General features: G+C 69.8%; 14 protein-coding genes. 4 read left to right on the top strand and 10 right to left on the bottom strand.

What is annotated here, in order from left to right; translation table 11 throughout:
• Positions 1 to 120: 120 nt before the first annotated feature.
• Positions 121 to 645 carry a hypothetical protein gene (locus ASC56_RS28605; protein WP_055494475.1) on the bottom strand — a complete coding sequence of 175 codons (525 nt, stop codon included), beginning with the start codon at positions 643 to 645 and terminating at the stop codon, positions 121 to 123.
• A 179-nt stretch (positions 646 to 824) separates the two neighbouring features.
• Positions 825 to 1,694 carry a hypothetical protein gene (locus ASC56_RS28600; protein ID WP_159039715.1) on the bottom strand — a complete coding sequence of 290 codons (870 nt, stop codon included), beginning with the start codon at positions 1,692 to 1,694 and terminating at the stop codon, positions 825 to 827.
• A 144-nt stretch (positions 1,695 to 1,838) separates the two neighbouring features.
• Between ASC56_RS28600 and ASC56_RS28595 the strand changes: the two genes are divergently transcribed.
• Positions 1,839 to 2,732, top strand: a complete 894-nt coding sequence (locus ASC56_RS28595) for a hypothetical protein (protein ID WP_159039714.1) — start codon at positions 1,839 to 1,841, stop codon at positions 2,730 to 2,732.
• A 163-nt stretch (positions 2,733 to 2,895) separates the two neighbouring features.
• On the top strand, positions 2,896 to 3,447 hold the full coding sequence (locus ASC56_RS28590) for a hypothetical protein (protein ID WP_055494472.1): 552 nt from the start codon (positions 2,896 to 2,898) through the stop codon (positions 3,445 to 3,447).
• 4 nt (positions 3,448 to 3,451) lie between these two features.
• Here ASC56_RS28590 and ASC56_RS28585 read toward each other — a convergent pair whose 3' ends face one another.
• Genes ASC56_RS28585 through ASC56_RS28575 form a run of 3 tightly spaced genes read right to left on the bottom strand, consistent with a single transcriptional unit; the run spans position 3,452 to position 7,427 of the window.
• Positions 3,452 to 3,955 (bottom strand): hypothetical protein, encoded by a 504-nt coding sequence (locus tag ASC56_RS28585; RefSeq protein ID WP_159039713.1) that lies wholly within the window; start codon positions 3,953 to 3,955, stop codon positions 3,452 to 3,454.
• A 5-nt stretch (positions 3,956 to 3,960) separates the two neighbouring features.
• Entirely contained in the window at positions 3,961 to 4,530 is a 570-nt protein-coding gene (locus ASC56_RS28580) for a hypothetical protein (protein WP_055494470.1), read from the bottom strand.
• On the bottom strand, positions 4,527 to 7,427 hold the full coding sequence (locus ASC56_RS28575) for a hypothetical protein (protein ID WP_055494469.1): 2,901 nt from the start codon (positions 7,425 to 7,427) through the stop codon (positions 4,527 to 4,529). The genes ASC56_RS28580 and ASC56_RS28575 overlap by 4 nt, the downstream gene beginning before the upstream one ends.
• A gap of 146 nt (positions 7,428 to 7,573) precedes the next feature.
• On the opposite strand from ASC56_RS28575, the gene ASC56_RS28570 reads away from it, so the two are divergent.
• Positions 7,574 to 8,230 (top strand): hypothetical protein, encoded by a 657-nt coding sequence (locus tag ASC56_RS28570; protein ID WP_055494468.1) that lies wholly within the window; start codon positions 7,574 to 7,576, stop codon positions 8,228 to 8,230.
• Positions 8,231 to 8,279: 49 nt separating this feature from the next.
• A complete protein-coding gene (locus ASC56_RS28565; RefSeq protein ID WP_159039712.1) occupies positions 8,280 to 8,852 on the top strand; it encodes a hypothetical protein in 573 nt (190 codons plus the stop codon).
• A 50-nt stretch (positions 8,853 to 8,902) separates the two neighbouring features.
• On the opposite strand, the gene ASC56_RS28560 is transcribed toward ASC56_RS28565, so the two are convergent.
• From ASC56_RS28560 to ASC56_RS28540, 5 genes are all read right to left on the bottom strand, one after another.
• A complete protein-coding gene (locus ASC56_RS28560) occupies positions 8,903 to 11,593 on the bottom strand; it encodes an ATP-binding protein (protein ID WP_055494466.1) in 2,691 nt (896 codons plus the stop codon).
• A 3-nt stretch (positions 11,594 to 11,596) separates the two neighbouring features.
• Positions 11,597 to 12,118: a hypothetical protein gene (locus ASC56_RS28555; RefSeq protein ID WP_055494465.1), complete on the bottom strand. Its 522-nt coding sequence runs from the start codon at positions 12,116 to 12,118 to the stop codon at positions 11,597 to 11,599.
• Positions 12,119 to 12,162: 44 nt separating this feature from the next.
• Positions 12,163 to 12,456 (bottom strand): TcpD family membrane protein, encoded by a 294-nt coding sequence (locus ASC56_RS28550; RefSeq protein WP_055494464.1) that lies wholly within the window; start codon positions 12,454 to 12,456, stop codon positions 12,163 to 12,165.
• Positions 12,457 to 12,601: 145 nt separating this feature from the next.
• Entirely contained in the window at positions 12,602 to 13,819 is a 1,218-nt protein-coding gene (locus ASC56_RS28545) for a conjugal transfer protein (protein ID WP_159039711.1), read from the bottom strand.
• Positions 13,820 to 14,249: 430 nt separating this feature from the next.
• Complete coding sequence (locus ASC56_RS28540; protein ID WP_055494462.1) at positions 14,250 to 15,371, bottom strand: TRM11 family methyltransferase; 1,122 nt, start codon at positions 15,369 to 15,371, stop codon at positions 14,250 to 14,252.
• Between the last annotated feature and the right edge of the window lie 72 nt (positions 15,372 to 15,443).

The raw sequence follows: 15,443 nt of genomic DNA, 5'->3' as shown, positions 1-15,443 counted from the left end.
AGCGCTCATGGCTCCTCCAGTGGCTTCGTCGACGACCCGGCCGGACTTTCCCGCACAAGGTCCACGCGTTGTGTACAGACGTTACCCCATGACGTTCGGCACAGTCAGATCATCGACCCCTCACAGCTTTGTCACGATATTCACCTCACCCAATGCCGCGTCTCCGGCGGCGAGTTCCGACAGAAACCGCTCCTCCGCGTCCGATGCGTCGAGATCCACGTCGAAGCAGATTCCCAGCAGGCACCAGCGGTCGTCGCCAGGGCGCCGCCATTCCTCGGGCAGGGCGAGCGGCGCCCGGCCGATCAGCCACGGGAAGTCGGCGACGTCCACCGCCAGGCGGTTACCGGACACCCGTACGGTGACCAGCGGGACCTCCGCTATCTCGCTCACGCCGTCCCCGTCCGCGCGGGTGAACCCCCACACCGTCGACAGATACTCGGTGTCGCTGTCCAGCGCCGTCCCGGCACAGGCACCGGCCCGGCGCATCTCCCGGTCATGGGCCTGGAACAGGCCCCGCGGAAGTGACAGGAGCAGCGCCGGATCTGTCTCGTCGAGCGCGGTGGTTATGCGCGCGGACCACTCGTCTTCCCGGACATCCAGCGTGAGGGATCCCCGGGCGTATCCGTGTATGACATTCCGCTTCACAAGCAAGTCCCCCGACAACTCCCCTAGAGGGGCGGCAATTACGCCAGCAACTCCGGTCGCAGGAACATCATGACAGCGATTCGGACTCGTCGCGTCACCGTTCCGACACAGTGGGATGTTCTCCGTGCATCAATGAGGAACGGGTCGTGCGGAAGGCGCCGATCCTGGACAGCGGGTGATCAGAGGCCGAGACTCAGCCGGTGACGGAGCTGGTCGCAGCGCCGACGGGCGGCACTCAACTCCTGCTCCGCGCCGGGCAGTTTGAGCCACATCCGGACCACGGCTTCGCCGATGCGCTCACTCTCGCTCAGGTCGGTGACCTGACACCAGCAGTAGTGGGCGTTGGCGGCGCTCCTGCGGACCTGTGCGCTGCGCTCTCCGGACCTGCGCCGCCAGGCGGTGGCGATGTCGAGGTACAGATCGGCGGCTCGCGCCCAGTCCCGCGCGAGTACCCCGACGTGGGCCCGTACGGCGCGGGCCTGCAGGACGTGCGGGTGCGTGGACCCGTACAGCAGGGCCGCCTCGCGTTCGAGGTCCGCGGCGAGCGTGGCCGCGGCCTCGATGCGGCCACGCTCCCCGGCCTCGGCGATTCGCGCCAGCCGGTCCCGGAACTGTTCCGGAGGCGGCGGGGTCTCCACCGGCTCCATCGCCTCCGCGGCGAGGAACAGCGTCTCGGTACGCGGGTCGCGTGGGGCGGCCGGCGGTACCGGTGGCGCCGCCCGCACGTCCGTCCCGGCGTCGTCGGGAACCGTCCCGGGGCGGTCGGTGTCCTCCTCGGTGTCCTCCGCCACCCGCCCGTCCGGATGGACGACCAACGGCCAGGTCGTGCCGTCCGGTTCGAGGGCGAGGGCATGGACGGGCCGGCCCTGCCGCACGGCCATGTCGACGGCGGTCCGCATGGCCGCGGCGCGCACCACGGCCAGGTCGCTGCCCTCGGGTACGACCACGGGGATGCCCCCGACGCTCGCCCGGCCGTTCGCGTACACCACGATCGTCAGACGTGGCGGTGGCGCCCAAGTCCCGGGAGCTGGGGCGGTGCTGGAGTCCATGAGCCCCCTTCGCGGCTCGTCCCGCAGGGCGGGGCGGTTGCGCGTGGACGGTGCGGTGCGAGGGTCGTGAAGGCCGCTTCCCGACCATGGTACGGCGGGTCTTCGACAGTACACTGTGTATTGACACAACCTTGGGGGGACTCCATGAGCAACGCGAGCAGCGCGGGCATGACGGCCTGGGTCGGCCTGGCCGTTCAGGCGGTCGGCCCGACGGGGGACCGGCCCTACGACGACTGGCTGGCCGAGGTCGAGCGGACGGCCGTCGACCTGTGGCTGATGTCGGCTCCCGGGGGTTCGACCGCCCGGCTGGCGGCCGACCTCTCCGCGTGCACACCGGTGACCGGCGTGCTGGCGCACGCGCACGTCGACGGGGAGCGGGGCCGGGCCCGGCTCGTGGTGCGGGTTGCGAACGGAGAGGGCGGCAGCGACGAACGCCCCTTCCACACCGAGCGGTTGGTGCATCGCAGGGCGCGTGACGTGCTGGAGAGGGCGCAGTCGCTGGTGGGGCACGGAGTGCGGCTGCTGCTGACCGCGGGGGAGTCCGGTGAGCCGCGGGTGCTGCACATCAGCGACTCCGGGGAGCGTGAGCGGGGGAGCGCCGGGACGCGCGGTGAGCGGGCCGCACGGGAGCGGGCGGCGGCCGTGTCGGAGGCCGTGGCGCCCGTCGAGGAGCCCCAGGTGCCGGTGGCGTCCGCACCCGCGCCTCAGCCGGCGCCTCAGCCGGCGCCGGAGCACCGGCGGGCCGCCGCCTCGCCGCCCGCTGCGGCCCCGGCACCGGCGCAGCCCGCCGAGGCACCGGCCCCGCCCCCGGCGCCCGGCGTCACCTGGGAGGAGGGCTCCCTGTCGGTGTGGCGGAACATCAACCGCAGTTGGCCGAAGGCGTATCGCACTTCGTGCCTGCTCGCGCTGCGGGACCGGGTGGTCGTGGACGACAACGGCAGTGTCCTCAACCTCGACGAGCTGATCACCCTGGCCCAGGAGTCCCCGGAGCCTGACACCCCTCGGGGCAAGGACCTCGCGGCACGCTATCCGGCGTGACGGCCGGCCACCGCGGGCCCCACGAGGACGAGGTGTCCCGCGGCCGGCACCGGCCCGGTCCCGGGGTGACGCACGCCTGCGGCGGGCGCCCCCGGCGGTGGTCCGCCCGGGGTTGGGGCGCTCGCCGTCCGCGGCGATGGCCCCGGGACTAGCATCGCTCCTCATGATCGCTGTGGTTGTCACGATCGGGCTGGCGTTCGCCGGCTATGTCGTCACGTATCTCAACAGCCTGCGCCTCGCGCAGCGCCACGAACGCCTCGCCCGGGTGAACCGGCAGCTCTGCGACTTCTACGGGCCCCTGTTCGCCCTCACGGAGGCCAACAGCCGTATCTTCGTGGCGTTCAAGGAGCGCAACGTCCGCCCCGACGGCAGATCACCGTTCGACCACGAGATACCGCCCACCGACGAGGAACTCGCCGAATGGCGTCTGTGGGTCACGACCGTCTTCCTGCCGAACATCCAGGCCATGCGGGACCTCGTCATCAAGCACGCGGACCTCTTGAACGAACCGCAGATGCCGCCGATCCTGCTCCAGTTGTGCGCGCATGTCTCGGGCTACGAGATCACGGCCGCCCGGTGGTCGGAGGGGAACTACGACCAGCACCTGTCGATGGTGCCGTTCCCCAGTGACGAGATCGCCGCGTACGCCCGGCAGCGGTTCGCCGAGCTGAAGCGGAACCAGGCCCGTCTCCTGGGGCAACAGCGTGGCGCCTGACCCCTTACGAGCGCCGTTGCCGCAGTCGGCGGACCGCGCGGCGGCCGTGTTCCTCGCCGCGCGCCCACAGCAGCAGCGCACCGCTGAGCAGGGCGCCCAGCAGGCCGGCCCGCCCGCCGAGCGCCGCATAGACAAGCGCGCCGCCCGCGGACGAGGCGAAGAACGTCCATACGATCGTGCGCCAGCGCGGAGTCCGCGGCGGATAGGTGTACACCACGACGACGCTGCCGACGGCCAGCGCCCCGGTCGCCACCAGCGCGTGGGCGTAGTACAGCTGCCAGTTCACGATCGCGGACGCCTGCTGTCGTACGAGGGAGATCCAGACCAGGAACGCGAAGAGGACCTTCACATGCTCCAGCACCTTGGCGGCCGCGGGCGAGACGGGCCGCCGCAGCCGCCGTGGTCCGTCCGCCGCACGGTCACCCGTCCCGCTCCGCCGACCCTCGCCCGCCCTGTCGCGCGCCGTCTTCTTCTTCGCGCCCTTCGCCGCTGCCGTCGGACCCGGCACGGTCCTCACCCCTCTTCCAGCGATACGGACGTGACGACCCAGCCGGCGTCGCCCTGTTCCAGGCCGAGCGTGACGTGCAGTAGGTTCGAGGAGCCCTTTCCCTTGACGAAGTCCACGGTGACCTCGGTGCTCCCGTCCTGCCCCGCGCCCTTCTTCGGATCGCTGACGGCGCCCGTGGCGGTGGCGCCCGACAGCTTCGACAGGTGGTCCCGCCAGTCGCGGGCCAGCTGTCCGCGCACCCGCGTACGGGCGCCGGGCGCGAGCCGCGGCAGCCGGTCGACGAAGGATCCCGGCGATGTGCGGTCCGGGGCGTACTTCACGTAGGACCCGGCGAACGCCCGCGCCACCTCCTGCGGCGTCGCCCCGCTGGACAGCGATCCGCCGTAGCCGCCGGAGATCAGCGATGCCGGACGGGGCACGTACAGCGGGGCGAGCGGGCGGGCGGCCGGGGCCGTGGCCTCGCCGCCCGCCTGCCCCTGGCCGGAACGCGTCCGGCCGGCGATGTTGTTGAGGACCAGCCCGAGGACGACCAGGGCGATGAACGCCAGGGCGAGCCGTCTGCCGCGGTGGGTCATCCGCGTGTGCCTCCCCTTCCGTTCAGGGCGCCCTCGTCCAGGCCTGCCGCCTGCCGGACGCTCCGCAGTGCCTGCTCCACCTGGGAGGCGGGCGCCTTCATGTTGGCGAGCGTCTCCCGCAGCTCGTTCAGCGCCGTGGACATCGACGTGGCCACCGGGATCTGCAGGGCCAGCGACTCGACGCGGTTGAGGAACTCCATGCGCCCGCGCTCCGAGAGCGCCTCGCGCGAGGGCGTCACCGGCAGTTCGTTGGCGACCCGCGAGATCACCTCGAAGGTGACCTGTGTGTTGGCGGGCAGACCGACGGCGTCGATCTTGTCCGGCAGCCCGTACCGCGCGACCGCCTGCGCGGCGGACACCCGGGCGGCCTCGGTGTGCGGGCCGCCGGACCCGAGTTGCACGGCGAGGCTCCGCAGGGCGACGCCCGCCTGGTGGTTGTGGTCGATGTGCGCTGCGTTGCCGTACAGGGACAGCACACGGTCGAGGTTGCTCGCCGCCTGCTGGGGGCTTGAGAAGGTGTCCGCCAGCATCTCCTCGCCCCGCCGGGTGGGACGCACCCGCCGCTCGGGGTCCACCCCGCCGGTCGCGGTGCGCCGCAGGTTGCTGGGGTGCATCGGGTCGTCGGGGTGCCGGGCACCGCTGCGGGGATCGCGCAGCGACTCGTAGTGCTGGCGTTCCAAGGCGTCCGCTCCGGCGTTGTCGCCCATGCGCCGGCGCTCCGCGATCGCCTCCTTCGCCGCGTTGTGGGCCTCGCCGTAGGAGCGCTGGACGCGGCGCAGGGCCAGGCCCTCGCGTGCCGCCTCGCTCCGCTGGAGCGCCTGGATCGCGTCCTTCTCCTCCCGGCGCTGGTCCTTGCTCTCGTAGCTCTCCTTGCCCGCGTCCTTGGCGGAGTTGAACTTGCCGATCGCCGAACGCGTCCGCTTGCCCAGGTTCGGCGCGTTCTTGAGCAGGCCCCGGCCGGCCGCCCTGAACCCTTCCGAGGCGGTGAGGCTGCGTCCGGACGCCTTGGCGGCGACGGACGCTCCCTTGACCGCGGCCCCGGCGGACACGGCACCCGTGGCCGCCCCGGCGGCCAGGCTGGCGCCGCTGCTCGCGACCGCCATGCCCGCCTGCGCGGTGGTCTGGGCGACCTTCTTCGCGAAGTCGGCCCCGACGCCGACGATGGCGTCGCCCGCGTCCTTGTCGCCCATCGCCATGCCGGACAGGGCCCGCATCGCGGGCTTGGCGTAGACGCCGAGCAGGACGGTCATCAGGGCGCAGGTGAGGATCTTCAGCACCCAGTTCTGGTCGCCGCCGGGGGCGAGGATGAGCGTGTCCAGATAGGTGACGATCACCAGGCCGATACCCCAGCCGACCTGTCGGAACAGATTGGTCAGGAGCAACTCGCCCAGCTTGATCGCGGCCACTCTGGAGGGCCCGGGGAAGATGCCCAGCAGTAGGTACATCGGCGCGAAGATCATCAGTACGAACACGCCGAGCTTGGCCGCCAGGAGCATGGCGCAGATGAAGTAGACGGACGCGTTGATGACGAGGCCGCCCATCACGCTCATACCGGCCGCCGAGAGCCGAGCCATGTAGTCGCTGCCGCCCGCGATGGCGATGGCGTTCTCGTCCTCGGGCTTCACCTTGCGCTTGTTGTCGGAGAACCAGCCAGAGTCCTCACCACCGAAGCAGATCCGGAGGTTCTGGTCGCCGTCCTCGTGACACAGGTCGTTCGCCCACAGCTTCATATAGGGCACGTCGTCGACGAAGTTGCCGTCCCAGGCCTTGGAGCCGGACTTCGATCCGCCGCCGACCTCGTCGTCGGTGCCGTTCCACTCGACGGACTTCTTGACGACCTTCGCGCCCTTGTCATCGATCCGGCCCTGCGCGGTCACGCCCACGAACTGGGCGTTGAGCATCTCGGGGCCCCACTTCTTGGCCGCCGCGGCGTCGTTGCCCACCTGGCCGTACAGCCAGGGGTCGTAGACCAGCGGCACCCACAGGGCGTCCTGGACGCAGGAGGAGGCGGACGCGGAGCCGTCGGTGGCGGCCTTGTTGCACAGGGACGTCTGGTCGGCGCCTCCGGTGGTCGGCAGGTCCGCGAGCGACTTGAAGCCGGTGGACGTCACGTCACCGACGATTCCGTTGATCTTGGTGCCGACTAGCGTCGGATTGGCCTGGAACCAGAAGAAGAGCCCGGTGATCAGGATCATCCAGCCGAACCCCTTCAGCACGGCGGTGACCCGTCCGTTGGGACCCCAGTTCGTGACGCCCAGATAGATACCGCCCAGCGCCCCGACCAGACCCAGGAACGGAGTGGCGATGTTCGACATGGCTCCCGCCACGCTGCCGATGGGCCCTTCCAGGAAGCTGAAGGGGTCCTTGCCGAAGGACCACCCGAGCAGGGCCATGGTGAAGGCGGCGAAGGTCTTGGAGACGTTGAAGATGGTGTTGGGTACGAAGCTGATGAACCGGCTGACCGAGAAGCAGCCCGGGTTCCAGCCGAAGACGTTCCAGGTGAGGCCCGACATCCCGTAACGGTGGAAGGAGGGCGCCGGTCCGTCGTACGGCTTGTCCGCCTTGGGGATGTAGGTCTCGAACTCCGACGGCGGTATGGATGGATCCGGCTTGTTGGTGCCGAAGAAGGCCTCGATGCCCGAGCTGCGGTTCTCGGGCACCGGGACGTTCATCGGGCCGCAGATCGAGATCAGGTCGTCGGTGATCGCCTGGGAGGGCGTGGCCATCGTGAACCACAGCGTGAACGTGGACAACACCGTCAGCAGGACGGCCCCGACCCGTCGGCGGACCACGCGCCTTCGGGCACGTCCGTCGTCGGATCGGGGCCGCCGCACGGCAGGGACGTCACGGAACGACGTCATCCTGGTGCGGGCCTCGGCTGTCGAGGCGATGGCCATGTGGATCCCCCGTGACTCCTAGGACTATCTTCTCGAGTGTCTATACACTCAGACGGTAGCACGCGGTTCCGACACAACTGGCGCACTTTCAGGGGCGCATGAGCCGGGCGGCGGCGTGCGAGAGACGTGCGGCAAGGGGGCGAGCGATGAGGTACGACGGCCGGGGGCGCGAGGGGACACAGTCGATCCACCAGGCGGCGCTCGACAATCTGCGCCGTGGCTCCAAGCCGGTGCTGATCTTCTTCGGCGCGGTGCTCGGCCTGATGGCGCTCTTCGTCGGCGGAAGCTTCCTCTTCGTCCAGCAGAACATGCCGAGCCCGCCCACGGCCGTCAACGGCACCTCCACGGGAAGCAGTTCCCCCTCGGCCGGCGGTCCGGCGGTCTGGCGGAGCCGACTCACCGCCTTCCTCGACGATGCGGCCCGGGGTCGCGGCGACGCGTGGTTCCCCGGGGCCGCCGGGGTGGTGGACGGCCTGACCTACACCCCGCTCTCCTCCCGCGACCCGGGCGCGAACCGACCGGACGGCCTGGCACACGTGCCCTACCGTGATATCTCGGCAGCGGACAGGACGGCCGTGCTCACCGCCGTGTCCCGCGGCGGAGCGGTGCAGCCGTCCAGCCTCGCGGTATCGAAGTCCACGGGCACCGACCAGAGTTGGACGGTGAACTTCGTCGTCAAGACCCGCGCCGCCAACGGCGATGCCTGGCTGGAGGGCCGGGCCGAGGGCTACACCAAGCCGGACGGTGCCACGGTGATCCTGCGCCTCGTGTACCCGTCGGCGAACACGGCCTCCCACGGCTGACCCCCGTACGAACGACCCATTCCCCACAGTCCGGAACGGAGACGGTGTGTTGAAGGCAAGCCGAACCACAGGTGCGCTGGCCATCACGGCGGCGCTGCTGGCGCTCGCGGGGTGCGGGAGCGGCGACGCGTCCGGTTCCAAGGACACCGCGTCCTCCTCGCCGACCGCACAGGCGGACCCGTACCACGACGCTCCCTGGCGCATGCAGGTCGTCAACCTCCTCGACGCGTTGCGTACTCCGCAGGACGGCCGGTACCGCAACTGGATGCCGGACAGCGCCGACAACTCCCTCGACTTCGCCTACACACCTCGTACCGCCGGTGATCCCGGGTGGGCGGACCGCAACAACAAGGGCTACGCGGTGGTCTACCCGGGCCAGCTCGGCAAGCCCCAGAAGACCGCCTTCTTCAAGGCGATCACCCGGGACGACACGGTGGTCGCGTCGAGCCTTACGGTCACCCGGGCCGACTCGGTCCCCCGCGAGGGCAACGCCGACTACAAGTTCGCCTTCAAGGTGAAGACCACCGACGGGAAGTGGCTCACCGGCCAGGCCATCGGCAACGGCACCGACGCCTCCCGCGGCCGGATCATCCGCCTCGTCTACGACACGTCGGCGTCCTAGAACCCCGACGCACCGGCCGGTCGTCCCGCACCCCGCGGGGCGACCGCCCCTCACACCCTGAGCAACGCCTCCGGCGGCACCGGATCGTCGTCCTCGCTCTCCTGGCCGCTGTCCGCCTCCTGCTTCGCGCCGTCCCGCTTCGCCTCGATCTCCCGCCGCGCCCCCGCCGCCTCCTCGCCGAAGATCTCGGCGATGATGCGGGTCATCTTCTCGGGGTCCTTCTCGGGGTTGGTGTCGAAGATCTCGAGCACGAAGTCATGGATGAACTCCACCTTCACCCGGGCGAGTTTGCCCGTGCGGTCCTTGAGGACGCAGACGCCCTTGCCGCTGCCGCTGAGCGACAGGATGGTGCCGACGTTCGCGCCGTTCGGCTCGACGCCGAGGAACTCGCACGTCTTCGCGGCCTCGTCCTTTGACGTCGTTCCGAAGGCCCAGACACCGGTGACGAAGCTGGAGTCGAAGTCGCCGGCCGACTGCGAGATGAGCCGCAGGAAGGTGTTGCGGGAGCGGCCCAGGCGCTTGATGCGGTCCACGAGGGTGCGGGCGCGCGGGTTGTCCTTGCTGGTGTGCCACTCGTCCCAGGTGATCGCCTTGGGGATGGCCGGGTCGAGGGTGGCCATGATGTTCCACGTGTTGTCCGCCATCAGACCGGAGATCACGTCCGACAGCAGCTCGCGCTCCGACATCATCTCCGGCGGCTTGCCCGGGTCCGGCATCTGCAGGCCCAGGGTGCAGAAGATCACCGTGTAGCCGACGGGGATACGGAACGGCTGCGGCGCCCGGCCGAAGACCAGCTGGCCGAGCTTGGTCCGGGACACCTCGCGGTAGCGGCGCCCGGGCGGGCCGGAGAACTGTCGGCAGCGCTCCTGGTTGATGTTGCCGGGTGAGGGCGGCAGCTTCTCCCAGGCCTCCAGGATCTCCACCACCCGCATCAGGTAGGTCGAGCCGTGGCCTTCCGAGATGGCCGCGCCCACCGCCTGCCGGATGACGTCGCCGAAGTCGCTGCCGTTCTGGCCCGCGAGCAGGTCGGGCACCAGTCGCAGCAGCGTCTCGCGCATCAGCTGCGCGGCGTCCTCGGGGGTCTCCGCCTGCGCGGCCGGGTCGAGCATGCCCGGCTCGGCGTCGTAGACGTTGACACAGATGATCTTGTCGGGGTTGAGGCCCAGGTCGCTGGCGTACTTCTTGAGGACCAGGTAGTCGCCCTTCGGGTCCCACACCACCTGGGTGATGCCGCGCAGCGCGTCCTCCCAGACCGGCTTGAGCCCGCGGCTGACGGTCTTGCCGCCGCCCGGGTCGCCGGGCACGCCCTCGGTCGGGGCGAGCTGCGACTGGGTGGCGTAGAGCATGTGGTCGACGAAGACCGGCTCGGCGGGCAGACCGCCCGCTCCGATCGTGTAGCCCTGGTAGAGGCCCTCGCCGTCACCCACCGAGGGTGAGATGTGCGGCATCCCGGAGGCGAGGTAGTCCAGCGGGACGCGCCGGATGTAGTCGGTGTCGAGCGGGCGGCCGCCGGGCAGGGACTCGTAGAAGAAGAACTTCTGGTGGGTGGGCGGCGCGTCCACCGTGTACCCGGCCTCGCGCATGGCGCGGACGAAGTCACGGGCGTTCTCGCGCAGTTGGTCCTTGTCGGAGGCCGAGACCCCGAACAGGGCCCGCATCCGGACGAAGGGCGTGCGGTGATGGTCCACCAGGTACTTCATCTGCGTGGCGAGCTCACGCTTCTGGTGGTACGTCAGATCGGTCGAGACGCCCGCTTCCTTGTCGTTGAAGAACTGCTCCTCGACGTTGCGCAGCGCCTTGTCCGCGTCCTTGCGGGTGTCGGCCAGCTCCTGGATCTCGAAGCCGATCGACTGCACCACGGGGAAGGGCAGCGCGTCCGAGCGGTGCAGCCACAGGGTGCCGGGGAAGTTGATCTCCTCCGGGCCGAGCGAGAAGGCGAACCAGATCTGGTACGACGTCCCGGTCACCGTCTCGTGGCGCAGGCACTTGTAGTCGTACTTGCCGATGCGCCCGAGCTGCTCCCGGGTCAGCTCCCCGCCGCACAGCGCCTGCAGCTCGCCCGGGCCGTAGCGCTGCGGCGGCACCGCGGACGGGTCGGGGGCGGGCAGGCCCGGGTGGGTGAGGTGGAGCAGAAGCATCTCCGCCTCCTGGCGGCCCACCGGCTGGCAGCGCAGCGGGGACCCGGCCAGGGTGTTGCGGATGTCGCCGGCCATGTCGTGCCACACCTCGATCTCGTCGAGGGGCGGCATCTCGTCCTCCAGGTCGAGAGGCTTCCTGACCTGATCCCACATGCGCTGGATCCGTCCCCAGGCGCCGTTGTACGAGGCGCGGTCGCCCAGGCGGACCACCAGGTAGACGCGTTTGATCGGCCAGACGGCGTCGTTGATGCGGTCGCGGGTGTCGCCGAGGAGCGTGGACCAGCCGGGCGCGGGGATGCCGTGCTTCTGCGTCCGCTCGTCCAGCCGCTCGGCCCACATGTCGGCGTTGAACGGGAACTCGGTGGTGATCAGCCGGGTCTGCTGGGCCACACCGCGGGGCAGCCCCGACAGTCCGGCGTACACCTGGGCGAGCCCGGCCCGCTTGTCGAGCGGGCTCATCAGCTCCCAGCTCCTGGTCGGCACGCTCACCAGCGTGTACGCACCTTCGGCGTCCAGCAGGATCGCGTCGTCGAGGTAGCGGTAGCCGATGCGGGACGGTGCCTGGTAACCGTCCGGGACGAGACGGGAGACGACGTTCTTCACGTGTCACGCCTTCCGGTTCTTTGAGGGCCGAACGGTCGCGAATCCGTTGGGCAGGGGCGTCTTCGGCGCCAGCCCGGGGAGCAGGTCCGGCCGGGCCCGCCACAGGACGATGCGGTACGACGCCGGACCGTGCCCCTTGCGGACCGGCACCCCCTTGCGGTGCACGGGGTCGTCCATCCAGTCCCGCACCACCGCCCGGACCAGGCCGAAGATGCCGAGGTTGTGGCGGACCGGGCGGCGGGAGAGGGCCACCGCGAGGACCGGCGGTACGAACAGGACGAACAGATAGGGGAAGCCGACGGGAGCGCTCGCACCGAAGAGATGGGCGACGACCTTGATCGGCGGAGCGAGGATCATGTTGTACGTCATGACCCACAGGAAGAGGGAGAGGGCGAAGATCTTGATGTCGTCGACGAACAGACCCTCCTTCAGCGGGATGTTCGCCTTGCCGACCTTGCGAAGCGCCTTCTTGACCTTGAACGCCTCGGTGTAGTCCCGCAGTGTGACGGTCTCTTCGTCGCTCAACTCCCCCACCCCTCCTGCTGGTCACTCCTCAGGGAACCGCGACGTCACGAGCTCAGGATCGGGTCCCAGAGGTTGGTCTTGATGAAGTTGCCGCCCGACTGGAGCAGGGCGGTCGGGCTGTCGACGATCATGAAGGTGAAGCTGCCGATCAGCAGGATCGTCACGACGACCATCCACTTGCGCTGCGCCTCGGTGAAGAAGGCGGCGACGACGGCGAAGACGACGGTGGCCGCGAGGATGGCCTTGCCGATGCCGCTGGTCTTGGTGGTGATCTGGTTGGCGTCCGCGAGGTAGATGTGCGTCTGAGGCGGCAGAGCCTGGAGCGCGTGGCTGAACATGTGGGTTCCTGTTCCTCTTCTGCTGGGCGCGCATGGAGCTACGTTCGCGCGGAGCTGAGTGTATATACACAAGCAAGGTGCGGCAGCCGGATTTCCCCCGTTGGGACCGCCGGTGCGCGATCACATCACTATGTATAGACGGTGCTCACCGGGTGGCGGATGCAGCGGGCGACGGCTGTTGCACGCCTGTCGATGTTGTTGCACGGGGGTAGGGAGCGGGACTGTGCGAATACATGCCGCCGCTCCCCTCGGAGGGCTGTACGTCCGGGAGTTGGTCGCCGCCGACCGAGCCCACGGCGGGGGTCGGGTCCGAGGCGAAGTACCACTGGCCGTTCTTCTTCACCACGGCGACCCGGTACGTCGACGTCTGCGCCGCCTTGCCGTCGGTGCTCAGCAGGGTCGTGGTGAAGGTGACCGTGCGGTGCGTCGGGTCCTCGCCCTTGGCCACCTGCGGGACGTAGACGCTGTCGACCCTCGGGCGCCCGCCGTCGCCCGCGCCGGTGTAGGCGCCGCCCAGCCCGAACGAGACGGTCCCGGGCAGCAGGAACCGGTTCAGGTTGTCGGTGTCGCTCTGCGCCCACGCGGCCAGGAACGGCGGCAGCAGGTCGCTCTTGAAGGTCTGGGCCAGCTCGGAGTCGTTCGACTTGTTCTGCGCGTCCGCACGCGGAGGAGTGGTCAGGCCGGCGCACGGCACATAGACCGGGGCGGCGGTCAGCCCGAACGCGGTCGAGCCGCCGCGCCGCACGGTGTACACGGGCACGGCCACACAGCGCCAGGAGCCGTCCTGCACCTGCACGGTGGCCCGTACGACGCCCGCGTTCTCGCCGGTCACCTCGACGTCGTCGCTCATGACCAGGTCGATGACCGACTGCGAGCCCTGACCGTTCCAGCCGAGCTGGGCGTCCAGGCTGCCCACGGCGTACGGCTGCAGGGCGCGGGAGCGGTCGTCGGCGTGAGCAGGGTCGTACGTGGCGAAGAGCTTCACCAGCGGCGCCGCCCACAGCACGGCGGCGCCGCGGGGGAAGGACTTGGAGGACGACTTGACGCGCGCGTCCACCTCGGCCCGTACCTCAGCCTTGCTGGCCTTGCCGTTGACCTTGACGAACAGGAACAGCAGCAGCAGTACGGCGAAGGCGCCCAGCAGACGGCGGATCAGGATGCCGCGGCGCGGTCCCGCCCACATCTGGGCCGAGGAGACGTTGGAGTGATCGGCGGCTGCGGAGCTGGTCTTCGGCTTGGCGAAGGGGTTGTGGAACCAGCCGTTGCCCGTGGGCGCGTCGGCCCCCTTCCCCGTCTTCTTGCCGCCGGTCTCCTGCTCGACGGCGTACGAGGATGCGACCCCACCCGACTGATGGTCGGTCAAGCGACCGTTCGGTGACTGACCTTGCCGCTCCGTGCGTGCCGTGGGCCACGGACCGGGCGGAGCCGGCTCGGCGGCCTTCTTGCGCCGGAACGGATTGCGCGACCGCCCGCCGGTGCGGCCGCTGTGCTGGATGAGCATGTCCTCCGTCAGGGCCGGCGCCCGCCGACCCCCTTGCGGAGCATCACCCTGCGGTGGCACTGCCACGGTTCCCCTTCCGCTGCCACCATCCCGGATCCCGGACCCGGGGACGGCACGCAGGCTCCCCCGATTGCTGTATATACGCCACTGTACTACCAGGCCAGCCGTATAGACACAGACTCATGGGTGCCCGGCATGGGGTGAACCCGGGAGATTCGCAGGGGAGTTGAAGGAGAAGTGAAGGCGGCAGCCGCCCCTCCGTGTGGCGCCGCCGCTTTCGCGGGTCGGGGCCCTACTGCGAGAAGCGGCTCATCGCGCGGCGGTAGGTACTCATGCCCACGAGCAGCGGCCCCTGGGGCGGCGCCGTGCGGTGGTCGTCGTCCCGGTCGCCGCCCGTCTCGGTGGCGGAGGGGCGTCCGCCCACGAAGACCGTGGCCGGGTGGCCGTTGACGAGGATCTCGTGCGTCGCGTCCACGGCCAGGCCCGCGGACTCCAGGCTCGTGCGGTACGTGGGGGCGCCGCGGCGAGCGCACAGCAGGACGAAGCGTCCGGTCTCCGGGTCGAGCACCCGGGCGAAGGAGTCGGAAACGGCGCGTGTGAATTCCTCGTACGGCAGGGGGAGTTCCTCGTACTCGCCCCACGGCGGGTCCGTGACGATGACGTCGACCGATCCGTCGGAAATGGACGGAAGGGTCAGGGCGTCCTCGGAGAGAAGACGTACCCGCTTGTCCTGCGCCAGTTCGTCCGGGAAATTCTCCCGATGGGATTCCAGGTCCGTGTCGGAATAGATGATCTCGCGGGCCGGCAGGTCCATTCTGCTCAGTACGAAGGAGCCACTGCCCGCGAAGGGATCGAGATAGACGTCGCGGGCGCCCGGCCGGGAGGCGAGAACCAGCATCGAGGACAACTCATGGGAAACGGCGCCGCGGCCCTTCTTCGTTCGCGCGGGCTTCGGCAGCCGGGCGCAGAACATCAGTTCGTCCAGGTCAAGACGGCCGATGAGCCAGTACTCCTCGCACTTTCCCCGGGGTTCCACATGACGGCCGGTGCTCGCGGACACGGCCTTCTCCAGGTCCTTTCGCGCCCCCGGGTCGAGAGAGGAGAGTTCGCCGTCGATGTGCGCCATGAGGCGAAATCCGGGAGTGCGTCCCGGAAGCGCGGGAAAGTGCTGGCGGCGGAGAATTCCGGAGAACTGGCGAGCGCTCTGGTCGATGCTCTTGCGGGGCGTCGTGGTGAGAACCACGAACGCGTTCTTGGCAAAGGGAATCCGGGCCACTTGCTCGGGGCTCGACGTCGAGTCGAAAACCATGGCGCTGTCATCGCGGTAATGCACGCTGAAATCGTCGACGAAATTCGAAAGGGCGTCGGCGATCAGGTCACTGGTTCCGGCCGGATACTGGATGAAATAGCGCACTCAACGAGAGTACCCGACCTCGATGGCGCCGCGCCGTCCGTGGCCCGGAGGGCACGGACGGCACGCTCCTGT

The organism is Streptomyces sp. TP-A0356, from assembly GCF_001417775.1.
Classification (GTDB): Bacteria; Actinomycetota; Actinomycetes; order Streptomycetales; family Streptomycetaceae; genus Streptomyces.
This window is presented reverse-complemented; position numbering and strand designations above follow the sequence as displayed.

Coding starts and splice junctions, on each gene's coding strand:
- ASC56_RS28600 (WP_159039715.1), bottom strand. CDS start 1,694: ATGGACTCCAGCACCGCCCCAGCTCCCGGGACTTGGGCGCCACCGCCA.
- ASC56_RS28595 (WP_159039714.1), top strand. CDS start 1,839: ATGAGCAACGCGAGCAGCGCGGGCATGACGGCCTGGGTCGGCCTGGCC.
- ASC56_RS28590 (WP_055494472.1), top strand. CDS start 2,896: ATGATCGCTGTGGTTGTCACGATCGGGCTGGCGTTCGCCGGCTATGTC.
- ASC56_RS28580 (WP_055494470.1), bottom strand. CDS start 4,530: ATGACCCACCGCGGCAGACGGCTCGCCCTGGCGTTCATCGCCCTGGTC.
- ASC56_RS28575 (WP_055494469.1), bottom strand. CDS start 7,427: ATGGCCATCGCCTCGACAGCCGAGGCCCGCACCAGGATGACGTCGTTC.
- ASC56_RS28570 (WP_055494468.1), top strand. CDS start 7,574: ATGAGGTACGACGGCCGGGGGCGCGAGGGGACACAGTCGATCCACCAG.
- ASC56_RS28550 (WP_055494464.1), bottom strand. CDS start 12,456: ATGTTCAGCCACGCGCTCCAGGCTCTGCCGCCTCAGACGCACATCTAC.